This window comes from Variovorax terrae (assembly GCF_022809125.1).
Lineage (GTDB): Bacteria > Pseudomonadota > Gammaproteobacteria > Burkholderiales > Burkholderiaceae_C > Variovorax_A > Variovorax_A terrae.
This window is the reverse complement of the sequence record NZ_JALGBI010000003.1, coordinates 422,948-444,452: the sequence shown is the minus strand read 5'-3', so window position 1 is coordinate 444,452 and position 21,505 is coordinate 422,948. Positions and strand designations below refer to the sequence as shown.

19 protein-coding genes are annotated in these 21,505 nt (G+C 64.7%); 4 read left to right on the top strand and 15 right to left on the bottom strand.

All coding sequences use genetic code 11. From position 1 onward, the window contains the following. Positions 1-104 precede the first annotated feature (104 nt). From MMF98_RS21515 to sucC, 9 genes are all read right to left on the bottom strand, one after another. Entirely contained in the window at positions 105-2,525 is a 2,421-nt protein-coding gene (locus MMF98_RS21515) for a GspE/PulE family protein (RefSeq protein WP_243309392.1), read from the bottom strand. Beyond that, positions 2,522-3,313 (bottom strand): 3',5'-cyclic-nucleotide phosphodiesterase, encoded by a 792-nt coding sequence (locus tag MMF98_RS21510; protein ID WP_243309391.1) that lies wholly within the window; start codon positions 3,311-3,313, stop codon positions 2,522-2,524. The genes MMF98_RS21515 and MMF98_RS21510 overlap by 4 nt, the downstream gene beginning before the upstream one ends. A gap of 9 nt (positions 3,314-3,322) precedes the next feature. Continuing rightward, complete coding sequence (locus MMF98_RS21505; RefSeq protein WP_243309390.1) at positions 3,323-5,572, bottom strand: CHASE2 domain-containing protein; 2,250 nt, start codon at positions 5,570-5,572, stop codon at positions 3,323-3,325. Between the two features lie 37 nt (positions 5,573-5,609). Then, on the bottom strand, positions 5,610-6,263 hold the full coding sequence (locus MMF98_RS21500) for an FHA domain-containing protein (protein WP_243309389.1): 654 nt from the start codon (positions 6,261-6,263) through the stop codon (positions 5,610-5,612). 50 nt (positions 6,264-6,313) lie between these two features. Then, a complete protein-coding gene (locus tag MMF98_RS21495) occupies positions 6,314-7,099 on the bottom strand; it encodes a Stp1/IreP family PP2C-type Ser/Thr phosphatase (RefSeq protein WP_243309688.1) in 786 nt (261 codons plus the stop codon). 12 nt (positions 7,100-7,111) lie between these two features. Next, a complete protein-coding gene (locus tag MMF98_RS21490) occupies positions 7,112-9,946 on the bottom strand; it encodes a CHASE2 domain-containing serine/threonine-protein kinase (protein WP_243309388.1) in 2,835 nt (944 codons plus the stop codon). Between the two features lie 275 nt (positions 9,947-10,221). Further along, the gene (locus MMF98_RS21485; RefSeq protein ID WP_243309387.1) at positions 10,222-10,911 is read right to left on the bottom strand and encodes a TerC family protein; all 690 of its coding nucleotides are present in this window, start codon (positions 10,909-10,911) and stop codon (positions 10,222-10,224) included. A gap of 115 nt (positions 10,912-11,026) precedes the next feature. After that, a complete protein-coding gene (gene sucD, locus MMF98_RS21480) occupies positions 11,027-11,920 on the bottom strand; it encodes a succinate--CoA ligase subunit alpha (protein ID WP_243309386.1) in 894 nt (297 codons plus the stop codon). Positions 11,921-11,933: 13 nt separating this feature from the next. Beyond that, the gene (gene sucC, locus MMF98_RS21475) at positions 11,934-13,097 is read right to left on the bottom strand and encodes an ADP-forming succinate--CoA ligase subunit beta (protein ID WP_243309385.1); all 1,164 of its coding nucleotides are present in this window, start codon (positions 13,095-13,097) and stop codon (positions 11,934-11,936) included. A gap of 161 nt (positions 13,098-13,258) precedes the next feature. Here sucC and argC point away from each other — a divergent pair, with 161 nt between their 5' ends. Next, positions 13,259-14,182 (top strand): N-acetyl-gamma-glutamyl-phosphate reductase, encoded by a 924-nt coding sequence (gene argC / locus MMF98_RS21470; protein ID WP_243309384.1) that lies wholly within the window; start codon positions 13,259-13,261, stop codon positions 14,180-14,182. A gap of 87 nt (positions 14,183-14,269) precedes the next feature. Here the strand turns inward: argC and recX are convergent, their stop codons facing one another. Together recX and recA are read right to left on the bottom strand one after the other, a co-directional pair. Beyond that, positions 14,270-14,728, bottom strand: coding sequence for a recombination regulator RecX (gene recX / locus MMF98_RS21465; protein ID WP_243309383.1), 459 nt, complete (start codon positions 14,726-14,728; stop codon positions 14,270-14,272). 6 nt (positions 14,729-14,734) lie between these two features. Beyond that, positions 14,735-15,796, bottom strand: a complete 1,062-nt coding sequence (gene recA / locus MMF98_RS21460; RefSeq protein WP_243309382.1) for a recombinase RecA — start codon at positions 15,794-15,796, stop codon at positions 14,735-14,737. A 140-nt stretch (positions 15,797-15,936) separates the two neighbouring features. On the opposite strand from recA, the gene MMF98_RS21455 reads away from it, so the two are divergent. From MMF98_RS21455 to MMF98_RS21445, 3 genes are all read left to right on the top strand, one after another. After that, entirely contained in the window at positions 15,937-16,428 is a 492-nt protein-coding gene (locus MMF98_RS21455) for a MarR family winged helix-turn-helix transcriptional regulator (RefSeq protein ID WP_243309381.1), read from the top strand. Positions 16,429-16,485: 57 nt separating this feature from the next. Continuing rightward, the gene (locus tag MMF98_RS21450) at positions 16,486-17,160 is read left to right on the top strand and encodes a response regulator (protein ID WP_243309380.1); all 675 of its coding nucleotides are present in this window, start codon (positions 16,486-16,488) and stop codon (positions 17,158-17,160) included. 81 nt (positions 17,161-17,241) lie between these two features. After that, the gene (locus MMF98_RS21445) at positions 17,242-18,687 is read left to right on the top strand and encodes a sensor histidine kinase (RefSeq protein ID WP_243309379.1); all 1,446 of its coding nucleotides are present in this window, start codon (positions 17,242-17,244) and stop codon (positions 18,685-18,687) included. Between the two features lie 22 nt (positions 18,688-18,709). Here MMF98_RS21445 and MMF98_RS21440 read toward each other — a convergent pair whose 3' ends face one another. The 4 genes from MMF98_RS21440 to MMF98_RS21425 all read right to left on the bottom strand — a co-directional run bounded on the left by MMF98_RS21440 (position 18,710) and on the right by MMF98_RS21425 (position 21,456). Next, positions 18,710-19,369, bottom strand: coding sequence for a glutathione S-transferase family protein (locus MMF98_RS21440; RefSeq protein WP_243309378.1), 660 nt, complete (start codon positions 19,367-19,369; stop codon positions 18,710-18,712). Between the two features lie 43 nt (positions 19,370-19,412). Next, positions 19,413-20,072 carry an SPOR domain-containing protein gene (locus MMF98_RS21435; RefSeq protein WP_243309377.1) on the bottom strand — a complete coding sequence of 220 codons (660 nt, stop codon included), beginning with the start codon at positions 20,070-20,072 and terminating at the stop codon, positions 19,413-19,415. A gap of 3 nt (positions 20,073-20,075) precedes the next feature. Next, positions 20,076-20,855, bottom strand: coding sequence for a biotin--[acetyl-CoA-carboxylase] ligase (locus MMF98_RS21430; protein ID WP_243309376.1), 780 nt, complete (start codon positions 20,853-20,855; stop codon positions 20,076-20,078). A gap of 133 nt (positions 20,856-20,988) precedes the next feature. Next, a complete protein-coding gene (locus MMF98_RS21425) occupies positions 20,989-21,456 on the bottom strand; it encodes an SET domain-containing protein (RefSeq protein WP_243309375.1) in 468 nt (155 codons plus the stop codon). Between the last annotated feature and the right edge of the window lie 49 nt (positions 21,457-21,505).

Below are 21,505 nucleotides of genomic sequence, written 5' to 3'. Positions count from 1 at the left end.
TGCGCGCCTTGACGATTGTTTCCCTTAAATACAACAAAGAGTGACAAAACCGGTGCGCACGCTCTGCACCAAATCGGCAGTAGTTGACAATTTTGTCTTCCCTTTCATTTGATGCACACGGAGCGAACCTGCTTCAGGTCGGTCATGCCCAGCATGGTTTTTTCCATTCCATCCATCTTGAGCGTGCGCATGCCCCCCTCCACCGCCGCCGCAAAGATCTCGGCCACACGGGCGCGCTCCTGCACCAGCCTCTTGACGGTGTCATCGGCAATCAGCAGTTCGTGCAGGCCGATGCGCCCCTTGTAGCCCGTCTTGTTGCACTTGTCGCAGCCCACTGCGCGGTAGAACCTCAGCCGGTCATTCTCCCCGTAGGCCTTGATCCACTCCTCGTAGAGCTTGTTGGCCTCCCCGGCATAGCCCGCTTTCCATGCGGCCGTATGGCGCAATTCCTCGGCATATTCAGCAACGAAGGCCTTGACCTCTTCCGAATCAGGTGTGTAGGTTTCCTTGCAGTCGCACAATTTCTTGGCCAGCCGCTGCGCCAGGATGCCCAGCAGCGCATCAGCAAAATTGAAGGGGTCCATGCCCATGTCCAGCAACCGGGTGATGGACTCCGGCGCAGAGTTGGTGTGCAGGGTCGAGAACACCAGATGTCCCGTGAGCGATGCTTCCACGCCCATCGAGACGGTTTCCTTGTCCCGTGATTCGCCGACCATGATGATGTCTGGATCGGCTCGCAGGAAGGCGCGCATTACCAGCGCAAAGTCGATGCCGGCCTTCTTGTTGATCTGGACCTGGCGCAACCCTCTCTGCGTGATTTCCACCGGGTCTTCCGCCGTCCAGATCTTCGTGTCGGGGGTGTTCAGGAATTTTAGGATGGAGTGCAATGTGGTGGTTTTCCCCGAGCCGGTGGGGCCGCACACATAGAACAGGCCATAGGGCTTGCTGACGGTTTTCTCGAGCCGCTCCTTGTTGTGCGGCGTCAGCCCCAGCTTCTCTAGGGGAATGGGTTCGCCCGCAGCCAGGATACGCATGACCACGTCTTCCACGCCGCCAGCCGAAGGAATGGTGGCCACGCGAAGCTCGATGTCCAGCGGGCCGAATTTCTTGAACTTGATCTTTCCATCCTGCGGCTTGCGTTTCTCGGAAATATCGAGATCGCACATGATCTTCAGCCGCGTGACCATGGCCTGGCGAAAGTGCGCGGGCACCTCGATGTAGGGCACCAGCGAACCATCGATGCGAAAGCGGATGCCGGTCTTGGCCTTCCCCGGCAAGGGCTCGATGTGGATATCCGACACCTTCTGGTTGTAGGCGTCGATGATCACCTTGTTGACGAACTTGACCAGTTCATTGTCGGCTGCCGCGGACTCCAGCGACGAATCGTCTGCACCTTCTTCATCAGCGGGTGCATTCAGATCTGCCAGCAACTGGTCGATCGAGCCACTCTCGACCCCCGCGCCATAGAGCTGACCCAGGGTTTCTTCAAACTCCGTTTGCGTGGTCACGCGGTAGGCAAACTTGCCCATGCGGGGAAACACTTGCGGCACCACGCGCGAGCCACGAACGGCCTCGGGATCCACGCACATGACGACCAGGCCGTCCCTCGAGTCTTCCAGAGGAATCCAGCCCTGCTCCTCGATGAATTCACGCTTGAGCGGGCCATGCAGCAATTCGGAACGGATCCGCCCCGAATTGAAAGGCTCGTACGGCACCCCGAAGAATTTCGACAGAGAGGGGCCGATCTGTGAGGGGCGAATCTGGTACTCCGCCATCAACATGTGCTCGACGGAGCGGACTTCCTCGCGCGCCTTCTGCATGCACAGGTGCAGCTCATCCGCCGTCAGAACGCCATCAGCCACCAGACCATCGTATTTGGTGGCTTTGCGGCGCGAGCCCTCTTCCGCTCGCCGCATACGCTGGCGAATGGCCGTGGCCAATGTCTTGCACAGCTGAGACGCGCCTTCGATTTCCAGCTCACCGAAGGGCTGGTCGCTTTTGTTGTTGATAACCTGCAGCACGCCATGCAGCGTGTCGCCGTCGAGAATCGGCACCACCAGCATCTGCTTGGTCCGGTAGCCGGAGCGCTTGTCGACTTCCTTGAGAAAGCTGAGCGTCGGATGGATCCGCTTGAGCGCCTCGTCATCATAGACATCGGCAATGTTGACCAGTTGCTTGCTCAGCGCCACATAGCCTGCGATGCTCTGCGCGCTGATCGGCAGCTTCAGGTCCTTGGCGGTATTGAGCCCGGTCTTGAACTTGGAAACGATGGCCGCGTGGTCTTCGCTCACCGCATACAGGGTCAGACGATCGGCGTTGAACAGCTTGCAGATGTCCTGGCTGGACTCCAGCATGATCTGGTCGATGTTCTCCGTTTCATGAATCCGCGTGCTGACCTGCTGCAGTTGCCGGTAAAACAGAACCTCAAAGGTCATGCCCCGTTTTTCGGGGGGAAGCATCTGGGAGTCAAAGAAAGCCTGCTCGGAATCCTTGCCGGACAGGGCGGGCTTCAGCACTGCGCTCATAGTTCGAACTCCTGACCTGCCCGCAGCCAGCGGATGTCATGGGTCACATTGGGCCCAAACGGCTGGGTCTGATCAAACCGCTGGATCTCGGCCATGATCAGTTCGGTCTCCGCAGGCTTGGTGTGGGTGATGTAGATAGGGTAGTTCTTCCCCTTGCCAATCAAATCGAGCTCATCTGCCAGGGCATGCGGAGACAGGTGCAGGCTGCGGTGCGCGAGCTCCTGCTCCCTGTTGCTGAACGCCGTCTCGATGACCAGCATGGCCACGTTGAGCTGGTTGACCCGCCGCCAGAACGCCGGATTGCGCTCGGTATCCCCAGTGAAAACCCAGCAGCCTCGCCCCTGGGTCACGGCGTAGCCGACGGCGGGCACGGTATGGACGGCCGGCAGCACCTCGAACAGTTTGCCCTTGAGCTGCAGGATCTGTCCGACTTGAATTTCGTGGAAGCTGATGAACGGTGCCTCCGGGGTCGGAATGCGGCTGAAATCAGGCCAGATGATGTTGTTGAATATGTGGGCCTTGAGGGCCGCGATCGTGCCCGCCAAGGCATGGATCTGCAGCGGTGTGGTGCGTTGCGCGGCGATCGCGTCCACCATCAGGGGCAGCGCGGCCACATGGTCGAGATGAGAGTGCGTGAGCATGACATGGTCGATGCCGCGCATTTCGTCGAGCGTGAGATCGCCAACGCCCGTGCCGGCATCGACCAGAACCTCGCCATCAATCAGGAAAGAGGTGGTTCGGCAACCTTTGGCAATAGCACCGGAGCAGCCCAGCACGCGCACTTTCATTGCAGCCCCTCACTTGGTTTCAAAGTTGGTCGCACCGTCCCACCCAGGATCAAACGGCAACAACCTCATCGAGGCTACTCGCTCTGAATAGAGCTGGTAAAGGTATTTTTTCGCATTCATGCGCTGCAGATTGAGCAATTGCACGTCGCACGGATCCCAATCCTGGGCGCGGTAGGACTTGAGCGCCCCGGCCCAGGTCCTGAGTTCCGCTGCATGCTCCTTGTCCAGGCGGTCTGCCGGCGCCATGGGCCAGAAAATAGCCACGGCCTGCTCCTTGCCCTTGACACGCACCTTGTCCAGTTCCTGCCAGGCAAAATCAGGCGCCAGCTTGCGCGTGGATTCGCTCACCACGATATCGACACCATACGCCTTCGACAGCCCCTCCAGCCGCGATCCGAGGTTGACCGAATCACCGATCACCGTATAGCTGCGGCGGATGTCCGACCCCATGTCGCCGACACACATGGTGCCCGTGTTCAGGCCGATGCCGATACCGATTTCGGGAATACCGGCCGCGCGATGCTCTTCATTGATCTTGCGGACCGCCTGGGCCATCTCCATCGCCGTCTTGACGGCCAGATGCGCATGATTCGGCGTATCCACCGGGGCGCCCCAGAAAGCCATCACGCAATCGCCCATGTATTTGTCAATGGTGCCTCGATTGGCCCGGATCAGGTCCGTCAGGCGGCTGAACACACCATTCAGCAGTTCCTGAAGCTGCGTCGGCTCCATCTGCTCGGACATCTTGGTGAAGCCACGCATGTCGCAGAACATGACGGTCAACTCCTTGTTGGCCGCTTTCATGCTGTAGCTGTCGGGGTCCTTCACCATTTCATCGACGAGTTCCGGCGGTACATAGGTGCCGAACAGGTTCGCGAGTTCACGTTTGGAGCGGCTTTCTACAAAATAGCCGTAACTCATGTTCAATGCAAACGCGGTCAGCGCCATCAGCAACGCCGAGGCCAGCGGCAGAACAAGGCCATACCCCAGATACAACCAGAAATTCAACCCCACTTGGGCGGCAATAACGGCCGCACTCAGCATGACGGCCCGGGGGGCTGAAAGCTGTGGCAAGGTGAAGGCCAGTATCAGGCCGGCCAGCACCAGGGTGACCACCTCGAAGCCGACGGCATAGTCGGGCTTGACGAAAATCTTTCCATCGAGCAGCCCCGAGATCACATTGGCGTGCGTCTCGACGCCGGGGTAGGTCTCCCCCACGGGCGTGACGCGCAAATCCAATAAACCGGGCGCGGTCGTACCCAGCAGGACGATCCTGTCTTTGAGGCTCGCCTCGGGCAAGCGCCCGGACAGCACATCGGCCGCTGAGATATACCTGTAGGAGCCGCCGCTGGCCCCTCCACTCCCCCGAAATGGCACCAGGGTGGCCACCCGATCGTCCACCGGGATGGCCAGCGTCTTGCCCCCCTGCTTGAGCAGAATGCTCTCCAGCCCCTGATAGGTGCGGCTGAGAAAACGCTCCTTCGGAAAACCCGGCTCGACTTGCGGGGAGCCCACCAGCATGCGAAACATGGCCAGGGACAGCGATTCGTAGTACTGCCCGTCGTATTCCGCAATCAAGGGAATGGAGCGCACCACCCCATCGCCATCCGTGATGGAATTGAAGAAGCCCGCCACCGGTGCCGCCCGGGCCAGCGGTTCAATATTGGCACCATACCCATTCCAGGACGTGAAGCGGATCGGCCGGCCCTGCAGGGCTTCACGCTGCATGACCGGCGCGGGCAGGACGCCCTTGGTCCGGCCATCCCGGTCGCTCGTAAAGTAGTAGCCCAGAACAACGGGCCGCTTTTCCAGCGCCTTGGCAAACAAGGCGTCGTAGTCCAGGCCGGCCTGCAGCCGGCTCAGCCGCTCGGCGAAGCCCGGCTGATCGCGCAGTTCCCCTTGCGCCAATTGCTGAAGGCTCTTCAACCCCGAACTTTCGTCGGCTTCGGCAAACAGAACGTCGAGACCGAGAATGGCCGCTTTCTGTCGTGCAAACAGCTCATGGGTCAGGTTCGCCAGCTTGTCGCGGCCCCAGGGCCAATGCCCGACCTCGGCCAAGCTCTTCTCGTCGACATCGACAATCACCACCCTGTCATCCAGGGTTCGAGGCATGGTGACCCGCAACCGGCCGTCGTAAATGATGTCATCCAGGCGCTGCAGCACGCCGATTTTCAGCACCCCGCTGGCATGGAGCAGAACAAAAACCAGTGGAAGCAGCGTGACCGCGATCCGGGGCCAATGCTTGAACAGAGATCCCATGGGGCCCCGAGACGCTCAGTGATCGCGCACGGCTTGCTCAGGCCTGCACGAACTGCATTTGTGTTCCTGCCAGCTCCAGCAGATCTCCATTTTTCAAGGTCACCGGCTCGGCTCCGATCGGCGCGCCATTGAGCGTCGGCTTGTTGACGCCCTCGACGTGAGCCACCACAAAACCGTGCGGCCGCTTGGTGATGGCCGCCACAGCGACGCCGGGCTTGCCGATGGTGGTAACCACCTTGACCAGGGGCACTTCGCGCCCCGCGGCGGCGCCTGACAACACCTTGATGGCAGCATTGCTGGCGGCACCATCGACCGGCGCCGCCGGCGCGGCAGCGGGCTGGGCCGGTGCAACGCCTGCAGCCCCCGCCTTGATGACCATCGTCTTCTCGAAAGTCGGCCCGGCGGCCTCGTTCATGAACTTGATCTTGTACTTGCCGATTTCAACGGTGTCGTTGTTCTGCAGCAGTTGCTTCTTGACGGCCTTGCCATTGATGTAGGTGCCATTGGTGCTGTTGAGGTCTTCCAGATAGACCTCGTTGCCCATCATCTGCATGACGGCGTGCTCCCCGCTGACAGCCAGGTTGTCGATCACGATGTCGTTGTAAGGCCGCCGACCCAGCGTCGTACGGTCTTTGGTCAACTGCACTTCTTTGATGACGACACCGTCGATCGAAACGATCATTTTCGGCATGGTCGACTCCTGTTTCTGTAACTTGTTTTTGGAAACATGATCCCGGGCTGCTAGTTGCCTAGCAGCCTGGAGATCAAACCGCGCTTCTGCGACCCCATGCTGGCCTGCGCCAGCAAGACGGAAATATTATCGCGCCCGCCATTGGCGTTCGCCGTCTGAATCAACTGCACCGCCTTCTGCGACAGAGGCATCGAGGCCACCAGGATCTGCGCGATGCCCGGATCATTCACCATGTCCGACAGGCCATCCGAGCACATGAGGTAGATATCGCCGGGCTCGACGCGGTGCTCGTTGATTTCGAGCAGCACCGTGTCTTCCACGCCAAGCGCGCGCGTCACCAGATTCTTGTTCATGGAGGTCGCGGCCTGCTCGGGCGTGATGAGCCCCGCATCCATCTGCTCCTGCAGCAGCGAATGGTCCTTGGTGATTTGCGCGAACTCATCGCCGCGCAGGCGATAGCAGCGCGAATCCCCGATGTGGCCCAGCATCAGGCGCGAATCCTGGAACACGCCAACCACCAGCGTCGTCCCCATGCCGGTGTACTGCGGATTGGAGTTGGCCGCATTGAAAATCGACCGGTTGGCATTCTCGACACAGATCTCAAGGGCTCGCCGAACCTCCTTGGCATTCGCGTGCTTGCCGGCCTGGGACAGCCAGCGCCCCATCTCCGATTTGATGAACGTGGTTGCCATGCCGCTGGCGATTTCTCCGGCGTTGTAGCCCCCCATGCCGTCCGCCAGGATCCCCAGCCGGGCAGGACCATCGAAGGTCACGGAATCCTCATTGTTCTCTCGTGCGAGACCCGGATCGGTATTCGTGCAAAACTCGTAAATCATCATGTACCCGGGTTACGTCTCCAGATCGGTGCGTCCAGCACCGGCGGGGCCCTGATTCTGCGGCACCGGCGACTGGGCCACCACAGTTTTCTCAAAAGCTTCCGCTCCACCCGCGTCGCTCCTGTGGCCCAGATCATAGTCGGGAGACGATGCAGGCGCGGCGACTACCGTCGCTTCAAATGTGCCAGCCGGAGAAGCGGAGAACACCGCCGTTTGATCGGCCTGGGCTCGCCCCTGCTCCGCCGAAGGAACGGCAAAAACAGCCGTCTTGTCGGCCGCCGCCATCGAGGAATGCACAGCAGGAGCCTGGGATGCCGGCACGCCTGCGGAAGTCAGAACCGCGCGCAGATCGGCCGCGAACTGGTCTCCATCCTGGTAGCGCATCTCGGGTCGCTTGTTCAGCGACAGTGCAACGATGTTGGCCAGCTGTTCCGGCAATTCGCTGCGAATGATCCGGATGTCGGGCGCCGGTTCGTTGGCGATCTTGTACATCAGTTCGGCCATCGAGTCGCCTCGAAACGGCAGGACACCGGCCAGCATCTGGAACAGCATCACGCCCAGCGAGTACAGGTCGGAACGACCATCCACCTTCTTGCCTGCGATCTGCTCGGGCGACATGAAGCTCGGGGTGCCCAGCACCAGGCCGGTCTTGGTCTTGCTGGAGTCGGTGATGCGCGCAATGCCGAAATCGGTCACCTTGACCGTGTCGCTATCGAGCTCGTACATGATGTTGGCGGGCTTGATGTCCCGATGCACCACGTTCTGTCGATGCGCATAGGCCAGCGCCTCGGCCACGCGCGCCACGATGGACAGGACTTTCGGCACGGGCAGCAACTGGCCATCCTTGCAGAAATCCACCAGATCCTTGCCCTTGAGGAACTCCATGGCGATATAGGCCAGATCATGTTCTTCGCCGGCATCGAAGATCGTCACGATGTTCTGATGCTGCAGGCGGCCAGCCGTCTCGGCTTCCCGGAAGAAGCGCTCGCGCGCATCAGCAAGTTCTTCGCCCTCGAACTCCTGGCTCAGTGCCATGGTCTTGATGGCTACCACACGGCCGATCTTCGGGTCTTTCCCCAGGTAGACCACGCCCATGGCCCCCTTGCCCAATTCCTTCTCGACCTGGTAGCGGCCCAGCATCGGCTTTTCGACCGCCCCGCCATCCAGCAGCATGGTGCCGCCGGGGTGCGCCCCGCCACCGCCCAGCATCACGGTTTCGGACAGGTTCTTGGCACGATTGAGCTTGGACTGCAGATCCTTGTAGCCCTTGTCGTACGCGGCCATGTGTTCGTAGACGGCCTGCGCCTTGTTGAACTGGCGCTTGCGCTCGAAATCCAGCGCCAGGTTGTACAGGTTGTCCATCACCGCATCGCCCATCGGCACCCGGCGGAAGCGGTCGAACGCCATGTCGAGCTGCCCCTGCCCCTGCAGCGCCAGCCCCATCATGCGATTGGTTTCAGCCGATTCCTCGTCGGATTTGAGCTTGCCCGCCTCGGTCACCAGGAAGCGCTTGGTCGTCAGGGCGAGGTGGCCGATCACCAGCAGGGTCGCCGGAAAAACGAACTTGAGCCACAGCGCCGCCCCCGACAGCAGACCGAACTCGGTGCCGAGCAACGCCACAAACAGCACCAGGGTGACGAGGGCCGCCTTGCCGGCCGACAGGCGAGGCAGGGCGGCGATCAGGTAGGCCGCCACCAGCAGGAAGACGCCGAAAGCCGCCCAGAGACCCCAGCCGGGCTGCACGATGAAGTGCTCGCCCAGAATGCTGGAAGTGATGTGCGCAATGGTTTCCGCCGGCGACAGCGCCGGGTAGCCGGGCACCGGAAACTGCACGCCCACGCCCGCCGCCGTGGCGCCGATGATGACGATCTTGTCGGCGTATTTGGCTGCAGGAATCTTGCCGCTCAGGACGTCGTAGAACGAGTCCACCGCAAATGCGGGCCGACCGTCGCGCCCCTTGTAGAACTGGGGCAGCATCAGTGCCATCTCGTCGGTCTTGACGCGCAGTTTGCCGATCTGCACCGATTCGCCCACGTTCAGCTTGATATCGCCCGGGCTCAGGTTCAGGCTCTTGGCAGCCGCCAGCAGGGCCATCGAGGGCACAGCCTTGCCATAGTAGTTCACCAGCAACGGCTCCTGCCGCACCGCACCATCCACGTCCTGGAACTGGTTCAGATGGGCAATCCCGGCCGCAGCGTTGCCGATGGAATCGATCGGTTGCTGGCCCTTGAAGGCCGGCATCGAAAACCCATTGGTTTCATCGATGGCGCTTTTGAGCGCATAGGAAGGCAGCGGATGGTCGGGTTTGCCCTGCGGCTCACCCAGCATGAACACCGAGGGAACCAGCACATTGCCGGCCTTGCTCATGCTGGCCGCCAGCTTGGCGTCCGTGTCCAGCGCCACCTCGGCCTCCGCAATCACCCGGGACAGCTGCTCGTTGGTTCCGCCGGCTGGGCCTCCCGCATCGGCGGCCTGCCCCAGCGCTTCTTTCATCTTGCGGATGAACACCAGTCCGCGATCGGTCTGCGGCTCGAAAAAGAACACCGTGTGAACAATGGTCTTGGCCTTGGCCGCCGTCAATTGATCGATCAGCTGCGCATGGATGTCGCGCGGCCAGGGCCAGCGGCCAATGTTGGCAACGCTCTGATCATCGATCGCGATGACGGCGATCCGGTCGGAGGGCTGCCGCGAGGTGCTGGTGCTCGCAAAGTCGTAGAAACGCCGCTCCAGCGTTCCGATGAAATCGGTCGATTGGTGCAGGATGACAACCGCCAGCACGATCAGCACCCCGACGAACCAATCGGCGCGCCAGAATCGACCGCGTTTAGCTGATGAAGATGTGCTCAATTCCCGCCCCTTGCCCAGATCGCTGACCGAAAATATCCTTGGTTTTCACAGCATTTAGCGCCCACAGGGCAAAACCGTGCGGGTACAAGACTCCTGACTGTGGACGTTAACAGACAGGCTGGTGGCGGACAAGGGACTTTGTCACACGGGCTCGATGGTCTGTTGCAAATAAGTAGCACCCGTGGGGCCGGCTGAAGGCGCCACGGGCTTCATGAAAGAACCGGCTCGTGGAGCCGGTCGCCCCGGCGCGATGCCGGGGAGCTGCAACAAAAGAGTCAGCTGGCCTTCGCCGTGTTTTCGGCGCGCGCCTGCAGCAGCTTGCCCGCTGCGAGCACGAAGGCAGCGCCGGCGGCGGCGCCGACGTAGTGCAGCCACGGGTTGGCCGCAGCGTAGTCCTTGAGCAGCACGTCGCTGACGATGGTTTCTCCGCCCACCCAGCCGATCAGGGCCGCACCCAGGGTGACGATGATGGGGAAACGCTCCATCAGCTTGATCATCAGCGTGCTGCCGAAGATCACCAGCGGAATGCTGATGGCCAGGCCCAGCACCAGCAGCAGCATGCTGCCCTTGGCGGCGGCGGCCACGGCGATCACGTTGTCCAGGCTCATCACGAGGTCGGCAATCAGGATGGTGCGCACGGCGGCCATCAGGTTGCCGTATTCCTTGCCTTCGCCATCCCCATCTTCCTCGTCGCCCAGCAGCTGCACGCCGATCCACAGCAGCAGGCAGCCGCCGATGATCTGCAGGAACGACAGCTCCAGCAGCTTGGCCGCCACCACGGTCAGGACGATCCGGAGCACCACGGCGGCGCCGGAGCCCCAGAAGATGGCCTTGCGCTGCTGATGGGGCGGCAGCGAGCGAGCCGCCAGCGCGATCACCACGGCGTTGTCGCCCGAGAGGATGATGTTGATCCAGATGATCTTGACGAGACCGATCCAGAAATCGGGGGTAGCCAGCATGTCCATGCAAATCTCCATTGTTGTGAATGCAAAGAAGCGCCCGGGCAGTCCACCCGGAGCGCTTCTTTTTTGTTTTGCGGAGTTTAACGGCGCGGCCGGCCGCGGCCGTTGGTAATTCTGCTTACAGCAGTGCTTTCAGCAGCTTGCCCATTTCCGACGGGTCGCGCGTGACCTTGAAGCCGCATTCTTCCATGATGGCCAGCTTGGCGTCGGCCGTGTCGGCACCGCCGGAGATCAGCGCGCCGGCATGGCCCATGCGCTTGCCGGGGGGGGCGGTCACGCCGGCGATGAAGCCAACGATGGGTTTCTTCATGTTGGCCTTGCACCAGCGGGCGGCATCGGCCTCGTCCGGACCGCCGATTTCGCCGATCATGATGACGGCATCCGTGTCCGGATCGTCGTTGAAGGCCTTCATCACGTCGATGTGCTTGAGGCCGTTGATCGGGTCGCCGCCGATGCCGACCGCCGAGGATTGGCCCAGGCCGATCTCGGTGAGCTGGGCCACGGCTTCATAGGTCAGCGTGCCGGAGCGCGAGACCACGCCGATGCGGCCCTTGCGGTGGATGTGGCCGGGCATGATGCCGATCTTGATCTCGTCGGGCGTGATCAGGCCGGGGCAGTTGGGGCCCAGCAGCAGGGTCTTCTTGCCGCCGGCGGCTTCCTTGGCCTTCATCTTGTTGCGCACTTCGAGCATGTCGCGCACCGGGATGCCCTCGGTGATGCAGATGGCCAGGTCCAGGTCGGCCTCGACGGCTTCCCAGATGGCGGCCGCGGCGCCCGCGGGCGGCACGTAGATCACCGAGACGGTGGCGCCGGTCTGCGAGGCGGCTTCCTTGACGGAGGCGTAGATCGGGATGTTGAAGATCGACTCGCCGGCCTTCTTGGGGTTCACGCCCGCCACGAAGCAGTTCTTGCCGTTGGCGTATTCCTGGCATTTCTCCGTGTGGAACTGGCCGGTCTTGCCGGTGATGCCCTGGGTGATGACCTTGGTGTCTTTGTTGATGTAGATCGACATGACTGTGTTCCTCTTAGGCTTTGACGGCGGCAACCACTTTTTGGGCCGCTTCGGCCATGGTGTCGGCGCTGATGATGGGCAGACCGCTTTCGGCCAGCATCTTCTTGCCCAGCTCTTCGTTGGTGCCCTTCATGCGCACCACCAGCGGCACGGACAGGTTCACCGCCTTACAGGCCGTGATCACACCGGTGGCGATGGTGTCGCACTTCATGATGCCGCCGAAGATGTTGACCAGGATGGCCTTGACCTTCTTGTTCTTCAGCATGATCTTGAAGGCCTCGGTCACCTTCTCGGGGGTGGCGCCGCCGCCCACGTCGAGGAAGTTGGCCGGCTCGGCGCCGAACAGCTTGATGGTGTCCATGGTCGCCATGGCCAGGCCGGCGCCGTTCACCAGGCAGCCGATGTTGCCGTCCAGGCTGATGTAGGCCAGGTCGAACTTGGAAGCCTCGACTTCCGCCGGATCTTCCTCGTCCAGGTCACGCAGGGCCACGATCTCGGGATGGCGGAACAGGGCGTTGGCATCGAAGTTGAACTTGGCGTCCAGCGCCATCAGCTTGTTCTTGCTGTCGCGGTTCAGCGGGTTGATCTCGACCAGCGAGGCGTCGGTGTCCATGTAGCACTTGTAGAGCTTCTGGAACACGTCCACCGCCTGCTCGGTCGACTCGGCGGGCAGGCCGATGCCGGCGGCGATCTTCCTGGCTTGCTCGGCGGTCAGGCCGGCCAGCGGATCGATGAACTCGGTGATGATCTTCTCGGGCGTGGAATGGGCCACTTCCTCGATGTCCATGCCGCCTTCGCTGGAAGCGATGAAGGCCACCTTCTGCGTGGCGCGGTCGGTCACCACGGAAACGTAGTATTCCTTCTGGATGTCGGCACCGTCCTCGATGTAGAGGCGGCGCACCTTCTGGCCTTCGGGGCCGGTCTGGTGGGTCTTGAGCTGCATGCCCAGGATCTCGCCGGCCAGACGCTTGACGTCGTCGATCGACTTGGCCACCTTCACGCCGCCGCCCTTGCCGCGGCCGCCCGCGTGGATCTGCGCCTTGACCACCCAGACCGGGCCGCCCAGCTTCTGGGCGGCTTCCACCGCCTCCTGCACCGTGAAGGCCGGAATGCCACGCGGCACAGGCACACCAAAATTGCGCAAGATTTCCTTGCCTTGGTACTCGTGAATCTTCATGAGGTCTCTCTCAGGAATGGATGGTTTTTTCGCCCGGCTGCGCAAATCTGCCGTTGGGCAGCAGGCACTGGACACAGCAGCCGGGAACTGTATCATGTTGCAATGCACAAAATCCGTGCATGCGACGGCACGCATTTTCGAGCACATTGGCAGGAGCAACGATGCCCAAGGTCTTTATTGACGGCGAAGCCGGAACCACCGGCTTGCAAATCCGCGAGCGGCTGCAGCAGATGCCGCAGGTCGAGCTGGTCAGCATTGCGCCCGAGCTGCGCAAGGACCCGGCCGCCAAGCGCGCGCTGGTGGCCGGCGTGGACCTCGTCATCCTGTGCCTGCACGACGATGCCGCCCGCGAATCCGTCGCCCTGATCGACGACGTGGCTCGGGCCAGCGGCCAGCCGGGCCCCAAGATCATCGACGCCTCGACCGCGCACCGCACGGCGCCGGGCTGGGTGTTTGGCTTTCCCGAACTGGTGCAGGGGCAGCGCGAGGCCGTGGCCAGCGCCCGCCGCGTGGCCAACCCGGGCTGCTACGCCACGGGGGCGATCGCGCTGATCCGCCCGCTGGTGGATGCCGGCCTGGTGCCGGTCGACTTCCCGCTGGCGCTGCCGTCGGTGAGCGGCTACTCGGGCGGCGGACGCAGCATGATCGAGGCCTACGAGAGCGGCTCCGCTCCGCCGTTCGAGACCTATGCGCTGACGCTCAACCACAAGCACCTGCCGGAGATCATGAAGTACACCGGCCTGACGCGCCGGCCCCTGTTCGTGCCGTCGGTGGGCAACTTCAAGCAGGGCATGCTGGTGCAGTTGCCGCTGCACCTGGACGTTTTGCCCGGCGCCCCGAAAGCCACCGACCTGTACGAAGCCCTGGCGCGGCACTACGCCGGCAGCGAATGGGTCACGGTGGAGCCGGCCACGGACGACGGCAAGCTGGACGCCACCGCGCTCAACGACACCAACAAGATGGAGTTGCGCGTGTTCGGCAACGAGGCGTTCCGCCAGGCCGTGCTGATCGCGCGGCTGGACAACCTTGGCAAGGGCGCCAGCGGCGCGGCGGTGCAGAACCTCAAACTGATGCTGGGGCTGTGAGCCGCTCGCTACTGATTTGATAGCATCAGATGACCGCAGGACCTGGACATCCGGCCGAAATGGCTGAAAACCTGCGCTGAGGCGGCCTCAATCCTCGCCGTCCGCCCCCGCGGACACCACCCGGCGCACCACCTCGGCGCCAAAGCCGCGCGAGGCCAGGAACCGCATCTGCCGGCCGCGCTCGGCGGCATCGGCGGGCGGCTCGCCGAATTTCTTGCGCCAGACTTCGCGGGCGCGGGCCAGCTCGGTGGCCTGCAGGCCGGCCACGGCATCCAGCACCGCCTCCGGGTCCAGCCCCTTGTTCTGCAGTTCCTGCCGGATGCGCGCCGTGCCGACGCGGGCGGCGCGGCGGTGGATCACCGACTCGACCACGCGCTGCTCGTCGATGAAGCCCTTGGCCTGCAGTTCGTCGAGCGCCCGCGCGAGCTGGCCAGGCTCTTCCTCAAAGGAGGCCAGCTTGCGCTCCAGCTCGGCCCGTGAGTACTCGCGCGCCGACAGCAGGCGCAGGGCGCGGCCTTTGAGGGACGGCTGACCGGCCAGCGCCATGCCGCCCTACGCCTTCTCTTCGTCGACTTCGGCCGCCAGCAGCGGGATGCCCAGCGACTCGCGCACCTTGTTCTCGATCTCGAAGGCGAGCGCCGGGTTCTCGCGCAGGAACTCGCGCGAGTTGTCGCGGCCCTGGCCGATCTTCTCGCCGTTGTAGGCGTACCAGGCGCCCGACTTCTCCAGGATGCGCGCGGTCACGCCCATGTCGATGATCTCGCCATGGCGGCTGATGCCCTCGCCGAACAGGATGTCGAACTCCGCCGTCTTGAACGGGGGCGCGACCTTGTTCTTCACCACCTTGACCTTGGTTTCGTTGCCGATCGCCTCTTCGCCCTTCTTGATGGTGCCGGTGCGGCGGATGTCCAGCCGCACCGAGGCGTAGAACTTCAGCGCGTTGCCGCCCGTGGTGGTTTCGGGGCTGCCGAACATCACGCCGATCTTCATGCGGATCTGGTTGATGAAGATCACCATGCAGTTGGTCTTCTTGATGGTGGCGGTGAGCTTGCGCAGGGCCTGGCTCATCAGGCGGGCCTGCAGGCCGGGCAGCGAGTCGCCCATTTCGCCCTCGATTTCGGCCTTGGGCGTGAGCGCGGCCACCGAGTCGATCACGATCAGGTCGACCGCGCCGGAGCGCACTAGGCTGTCCACGATCTCGAGCGCCTGCTCGCCGGTGTCGGGCTGGCTGATCAGCAGGTCCGGCACGTGCACGCCCAGTTTCTGCGCGTACTGGATGTCCAGCGCATGCTCGGCATCGACGAAGGCGCAGGTGCCGGCCTGCTTCTGCATCTCGGCGATGACCTGCAGCGTCAGCGTGGTCTTGCCCGAGGATTCGGGGCCGTAGATCTCGATCACGCGGCCGCGCGGCAGGCCGCCCACGCCCAGCGCGATGTCCAGCCCCAGCGAGCCGGTGGAGACCACCTGGATGTCCTCGATCGCCTCGCCTTCGCCCAGGCGCATGATGGTGCCCTTGCCGAACTGCTTCTCGATCTGGGCCAGGGCCGCCTGCAAGGCCTTGGCCTTCTCGCTGTTGGCGCCACTGATGCTGCTGCCTTTGACTTGAGCGTCCATGAAAATCTCCTTGGGAATCAACGGGTTGAACGGCTGCAGCCAGTGTTTTTATCTACAGGCTGGATGTTTGACCAGTACTTTATCGCAGCTCTTCGCGCAAAGTAAGCCTTATTTTGGTCAGTTTGCCTTACCATCTGGCGATGACCTCCTCGCTCCCCGGCCTCCCCGCCGAAGACGGCTGGCGGCAGACCCACCTGGGCCGGCTGCTGGGCCATGCCATGCGGCGTTTCGACGCCCGCGTGCTGGCGCTGATGGCGCACAACGTGGAAGTGCCGCTGGCGCTGTCCAACCTCGCCGCGCGCGCCCAGGTCAGCGCCGCCCACATCCACATCACGCGGCACCTCGCGCTGGAGGGCTCGCGCCTGACCGATCTGGCCGAGCAGGCCGGCATGAGCAAGCAGGCCATGGGCGACCTGGTGGACCAGTGCGAGGCCTGGGGGCTGGTGCTGCGCGAGGCCGATCCGCGCGATGCGCGCGCGCGGCGGGTGCGCTTCACGCCCACCGGCCTGGCCTGGCTGCAGGCGTTCCGCGACGCCGTGGCGCAGGCCGAGGCCGAATTCCGCGCCGAAGTGGGGGCGGACGTGGCCACCGTCGCCATGATCGGGCTGGAGGCCTACGGCGCACAAGCCTAGAATTTCATTCAAAGCCCCGGGCCGGACGATGCCGGGACGGCACAACAGGAGACAGTCATGCGGATTCTGATTGCGGAAGATGACCAGGTGCTGGCCGACGGGCTGCTGCGCAGCCTGCGCGGCTCGGGCGCGGCGGTGGACCATGTGGCCAGCGGCACCGAGGCGGACGCCGCGCTCATGACCAACAACGAGTTCGACCTGCTGATCCTGGACCTCGGCCTGCCCAAGATGCACGGCCTGGAGGTGCTCAAGAAGCTGCGCGGCCGCGGCTCCTCGCTGCCGGTGCTGATCCTGACAGCCGCCGACAGCGTGGAGGAGCGCGTCAAGGGGCTGGACTACGGCGCCGACGACTACATGGCCAAGCCGTTCTCGCTGCAGGAGCTGGAGGCGCGCGTGCGCGCGCTGACGCGCCGCGGCATGGGCGGCACCAGCTCCACCATCAAGCACGGCCCGCTGGTGTACGACCAGGCCGGCCGCGTGGCCACGATCGACGGCAAGATGGTGGAGCTGTCGGCGCGCGAACTCGGCCTGCTCGAGGTGCTGCTGCAGCGCGCCGGCCGGCTGGTCAGCAAGGACCAGTTGGTGGAGCGGCTGTGCGAGTGGGGCGAGGAAGTGAGCAACAACGCGATCGAGGTCTACATCCACCGCCTGCGCAAGAAGATCGAGAAAGGGCCGGTGCGCATCGCCACCGTGCGCGGGCTGGGCTACTGCCTTGAGAAAATTCCTGGCTAACGCTATCAAATCAATAGCATCCAACGTCCACCCGACGAGAACATTGGCTTGTTTTGATGCGCAAACGGCGCGGGAGAGGCCATGAAGATCTTCCAGCGCGAGCAGCGCTCGCTGTTCGGCGAGATCCTCGACTGGATGCTCACGCCGCTGCTGCTGCTGTGGCCGGCCAGCCTGGCGCTGACCTGGCTGGTGGCGCAGGGCATCGCGGGCCGCCCCTTCGACCGCGCGCTCGAGTACAACGTGCAGGCGCTGGCCCAGCTCGTGACGGCGCAGCACAACCGCGTGCAGCTCAACCTGCCGCAGCCCGCGCGCGAACTGCTGCGCGCCGACGACTCCGACCTGGTCTACTACCAGGTGATGGGCGTGAAGGGCGAGTTCCTCAGCGGCGACCACGACTTTCCCGCGCCGCCCGAAGACGAGAAACCCGCCATCGGCGAGGTGCGGCTGCGCGACGGCGAGATCCATGGCCTGGACGTGCGCATCGCCTACACCTGGATCCGCATGGACATCCCCGATGCGCAGCCGGCCCTGGTGCAGGTGGCCGAGACGCGCGAGAAGCGCAAGGTGCTGGCCACCGAAATCATCAAGGGCGTGATGCTGCCGCAGTTCGTGATCCTGCCGCTGGCGGTGCTGCTGGTGTGGCTGGCGCTGGTGCGCGGCATCAAGCCGCTGAACCAGCTCGAGGAGCGCATCCGCGCGCGCAAGCCCGACGACCTGAGCCCGCTGGACGACAGCGCCGTGCCGCTGGAGGTGGCGCCGCTGGTGTCCTCGGTCAACGGGCTGCTGACGCGGCTGAAGGACTCCATCGCCACGCAGAAGCGCTTCCTGGCCGACGCTGCGCACCAGCTCAAGACGCCGCTGGCGGGCCTGCGCATGCAGGCCGACCTGGCCCAGCGCGAGGGTGCCAACGCCGACGAGCTCAAGCAGTCGCTCAAGCAGATCGGCCTGGCCAGCATCCGCGCCACCCACACCGTCAACCAGCTGCTGGCGCTGGCGCGCGCCGAGAGCAGCGGCGCGGTGATCGCGCGCCAGCCCTGCGACCTGGCGCGCCTCACCACCGAGGTGGTGCGCGACTCGGTGCCGCGCGCGCTCGAAAAGCGCATCGATCTCGGCTACGACGGCGCCCAGCCCGGCACGCCGGGCGTCATGCTCGACGGCAACCCGACCCTGCTCAAGGAGCTGATCCGCAACCTGCTGGACAACGCCATCAACTACACGCCATCCTCGGCCGACAAGCCCGGCGTGATCACCGCCCGCGTGCTGGCCGACACCTTCGGCAAGGTGCTGGTGTTGCAGGTGGAAGACTCGGGCCCGGGCATTCCGGCGGCCGAGCGCGAACTGGTGTTCCAGCCGTTCTACCGCACGCTGGGCACGAATGTGGACGGCTCGGGCCTGGGCCTGCCCATCGTGCTGGAAATCGCGCGCCAGCATGGCGCCACGGTCAGCCTGGAAGAAGCCCATCCCGGCCACGTGCCGCCGGGCGCCTGCTTCAGCGTGCGCTTCTCGGCCGCCGCCGGCGCGGGCTGACGCGGCCGGGCTACGCGGCGGCTCAGGCCGCCTTGTAGAGGTTGAGCTGCAGGCGCTCGCGCTCGATCACGCGCGCCACCGGTGGCAGCTGCGCCAGGCGCTGCACGAAGGCCCACAGCGGGCCGTAGTCCTGCGGATCGATGCCGGCCAGGCTGCCCCAGCGCAGCAGCGTGAGGCTGTAGGCATCGAGCGGGCCGAACTGCGCCCCGCCGAGGTAGGGCCGGCCGGCGCGCTGCGCGGCGTCGAGCAGGCCCTGCAGCTCGGCCAGCAGGCCGCGGTAGAGCTGCGTGTTGTAGCTGCGCAGCTCACCCTGCACCGCCGCGCTGTCGCTGTACTTGTGCGGCATGAAGATGTGGGTGAAGGTGGGATGCACCGTGTTGTTCATCCAGGCCAGCGTCTCCATCACGCGGGCCTGCGCCAGCGGCTCGCGCGGCAGGAAGCCCTGCTCCGGAAAGCGCGCGTCGATGTAGCCGACGATGGCCACGATCTGCGTCACCACCTGGCCGCCATCCACCAGCACCGGCACCTGGGCGCGCGGGTTCAGGGCCTTGTACTCGGCGCCGTAGTTCTCGCCCTTGTGGATCTTCACCAGCACCGGCTCATAGTCGGCGCCGGCCGATTCCAGCAGGGTGTGCGGCACGAACGAACAGGCGCCTGGCGCGTAGTACAGCTTGAGCGTCATGGGAATCTCCTTCAGCGAACGGGCGAAATGCGGCGGCGCGGCCTCACTTGCAGGGCCGCCAGGGCTTGGCCGCCAGCGCGGCCTTGAGCTCGTCCAGCCGGGGACGCAGGCTGTCGTCCACCACCGGCAGCCGCAGGCGCTGGCCGCGCGCCTCGGCGCGCTCCTGCATCACGCGGGCCGTGCGCACGCCGCGCCGGGTCAAGGCCTCGAGCTCCTGCGCGGCGCGCTCCTGGGTCTCGAAACCGCCCAGCGAGAGGCCGGGCTCGAGCGCCGGATTGGCCGGCGCCTCGAACAGCACGTTGAGCTGGCGCAGCTCGGCCTTCTTCTTGTTCACGGCCTCCAGCCCCGGGTACTTGCCCATGTAGACGATCCAGCGCGCCGGCTCGACCGCGCTGTCCAGGCTCCAGGCGCCGGCCGGCCAGGCCGACAGGGCCTCGCGCAGCGCCGCCGCCTGCTTGTCGTCGTACAGGCCGGCCTGCAGGCATTCGGGCGGCTTGCCCGCCGGCGCTGCGGACGAGGCGTCGAGGCGGCGCGCCTCGTCGGGGCTCAGGATGTGCAGCGCCTCGGGCCGGATCTGCTGCGCCAGGCGCTGCGGCTCGGCCTGCTGGGCCGGCGCCAGCCCGTAGGAGCGCAGCAGGCCCTGCGACCAGGCAAAGTAGGCCCCATTGGCCAGCAGCAGGATCAGCACAAGCAGTCGCAACATGGTTCAGGCGGGTCGGGCGTTCACGGGGCGCACGCTCACTTCGGAGCTGGTGATCGGCATCATGCCTTGCGCAGTATGCACCAGCAGGGCGCCGCTCTCGCCCACGCCATGGGCCGTGCCCGAGCTGCCGTCACTCAGCGTGACGGCGCGGTCGCGCAGCACGTCGCGGGCATTGAAGCGGGCCTGGAACGGCGCGAAGCCCAGCGCCTCGAAGGCCTGCACCGCCTGCACCAGCGCCGGCGCCATCCGCAGCAGGGCCTGCGGCGCATCAATCGCGGGCAGCAGCTCGCGCAGCCAGGCCGGCGGCGTGGCGGGCAAGGCGGCACCCGCCGGCAATGGCGCGGGCGGCGCGATGTTGGTGCCGATGCCGATCACCGCATAGCGCTGCTCGCCGAAGCTGGCCGTCTCGATCAGGATGCCCGCCAGCTTGCGGTCGCGCAGCCACAGGTCATTGGGCCATTTGAGGCCGATGTCCGGGTGCAGGCTCTCGGCCACGGCCGCGCCCACCGCCAGCGACAGGCCCGACCAGTCGCGCGGCGCCAGCGGCAGCCCGAGCGAGAACGTCAGCGAATCGCCCGCAGCGCTTTGCCAGGCCCGGCCCAGGCGCCCGCGCCCTGCCGTCTGCCGCTCGGCCACCAGCAGCACCGGCTCCAGGCGCCCGGCGCGGGCGCGGCGCATCAGCTCGGTGTTGGTGGAATCGATCTCGGGCAGGATCTCGACCGTGAAGCCCGCCAGGGTGGGCGACACCGCTTCCCAGATCGCTTCGGCGGGCCACCGGATCATTTCAGCCTCCAAGGCGCTGTGCCACCGAACAAAACTAGCTCGGCCCATGCGCGGGCCACCGCGGAACCGGCTCCGCCGGGCCGCTGGTGGCGCCCCCTCGAGGGGGAGGCGCCGCAGGCGCTTCGGGGGTGCTTCACCTCCCGCGCTTGGGCGCCAGCAAGGTACCGCGGCACTGCTTCGAGCCGCACCAGCACGGGTACTGGGCCTTGAGCTTTGGGGTGTAGCGCTCGTCGATGATCAGGCCGTAGTCGTAGTTCAGCTCCTCGCCGGCCTGGATGTTGCGCAGCGCCTTGATGAAGACGCGCCCTTCGTCCTCGTCGGCCTCGCAGTTCGGGTCGCAGGCGTGGTTGATCCAGCGCGAGGAGTTGCCGCCGTGCTTGGCGTCGATCACCCGCTTTTCATCGATGTGGAAGTAGAACGTGTGGTTCGGGTCCTTCGGGTCGTGCGGGTGACGGCGCAGCGCTTCCTTCCAGGTGATGATCTCGCCCACGTATTCGATGATGGTTTCACCCTCGGCAATGTCCTGCACCGCGAACACGCCCTTGCCATGCACGCCGGAACGGCGGGTCTGGATGCGGCGGGAGGACGCGAGGGCCTCCACTGCCGGCTGCGCCGCTGCGCCCTTGCGGGGCGTGCCCCCCCGGTGGGTC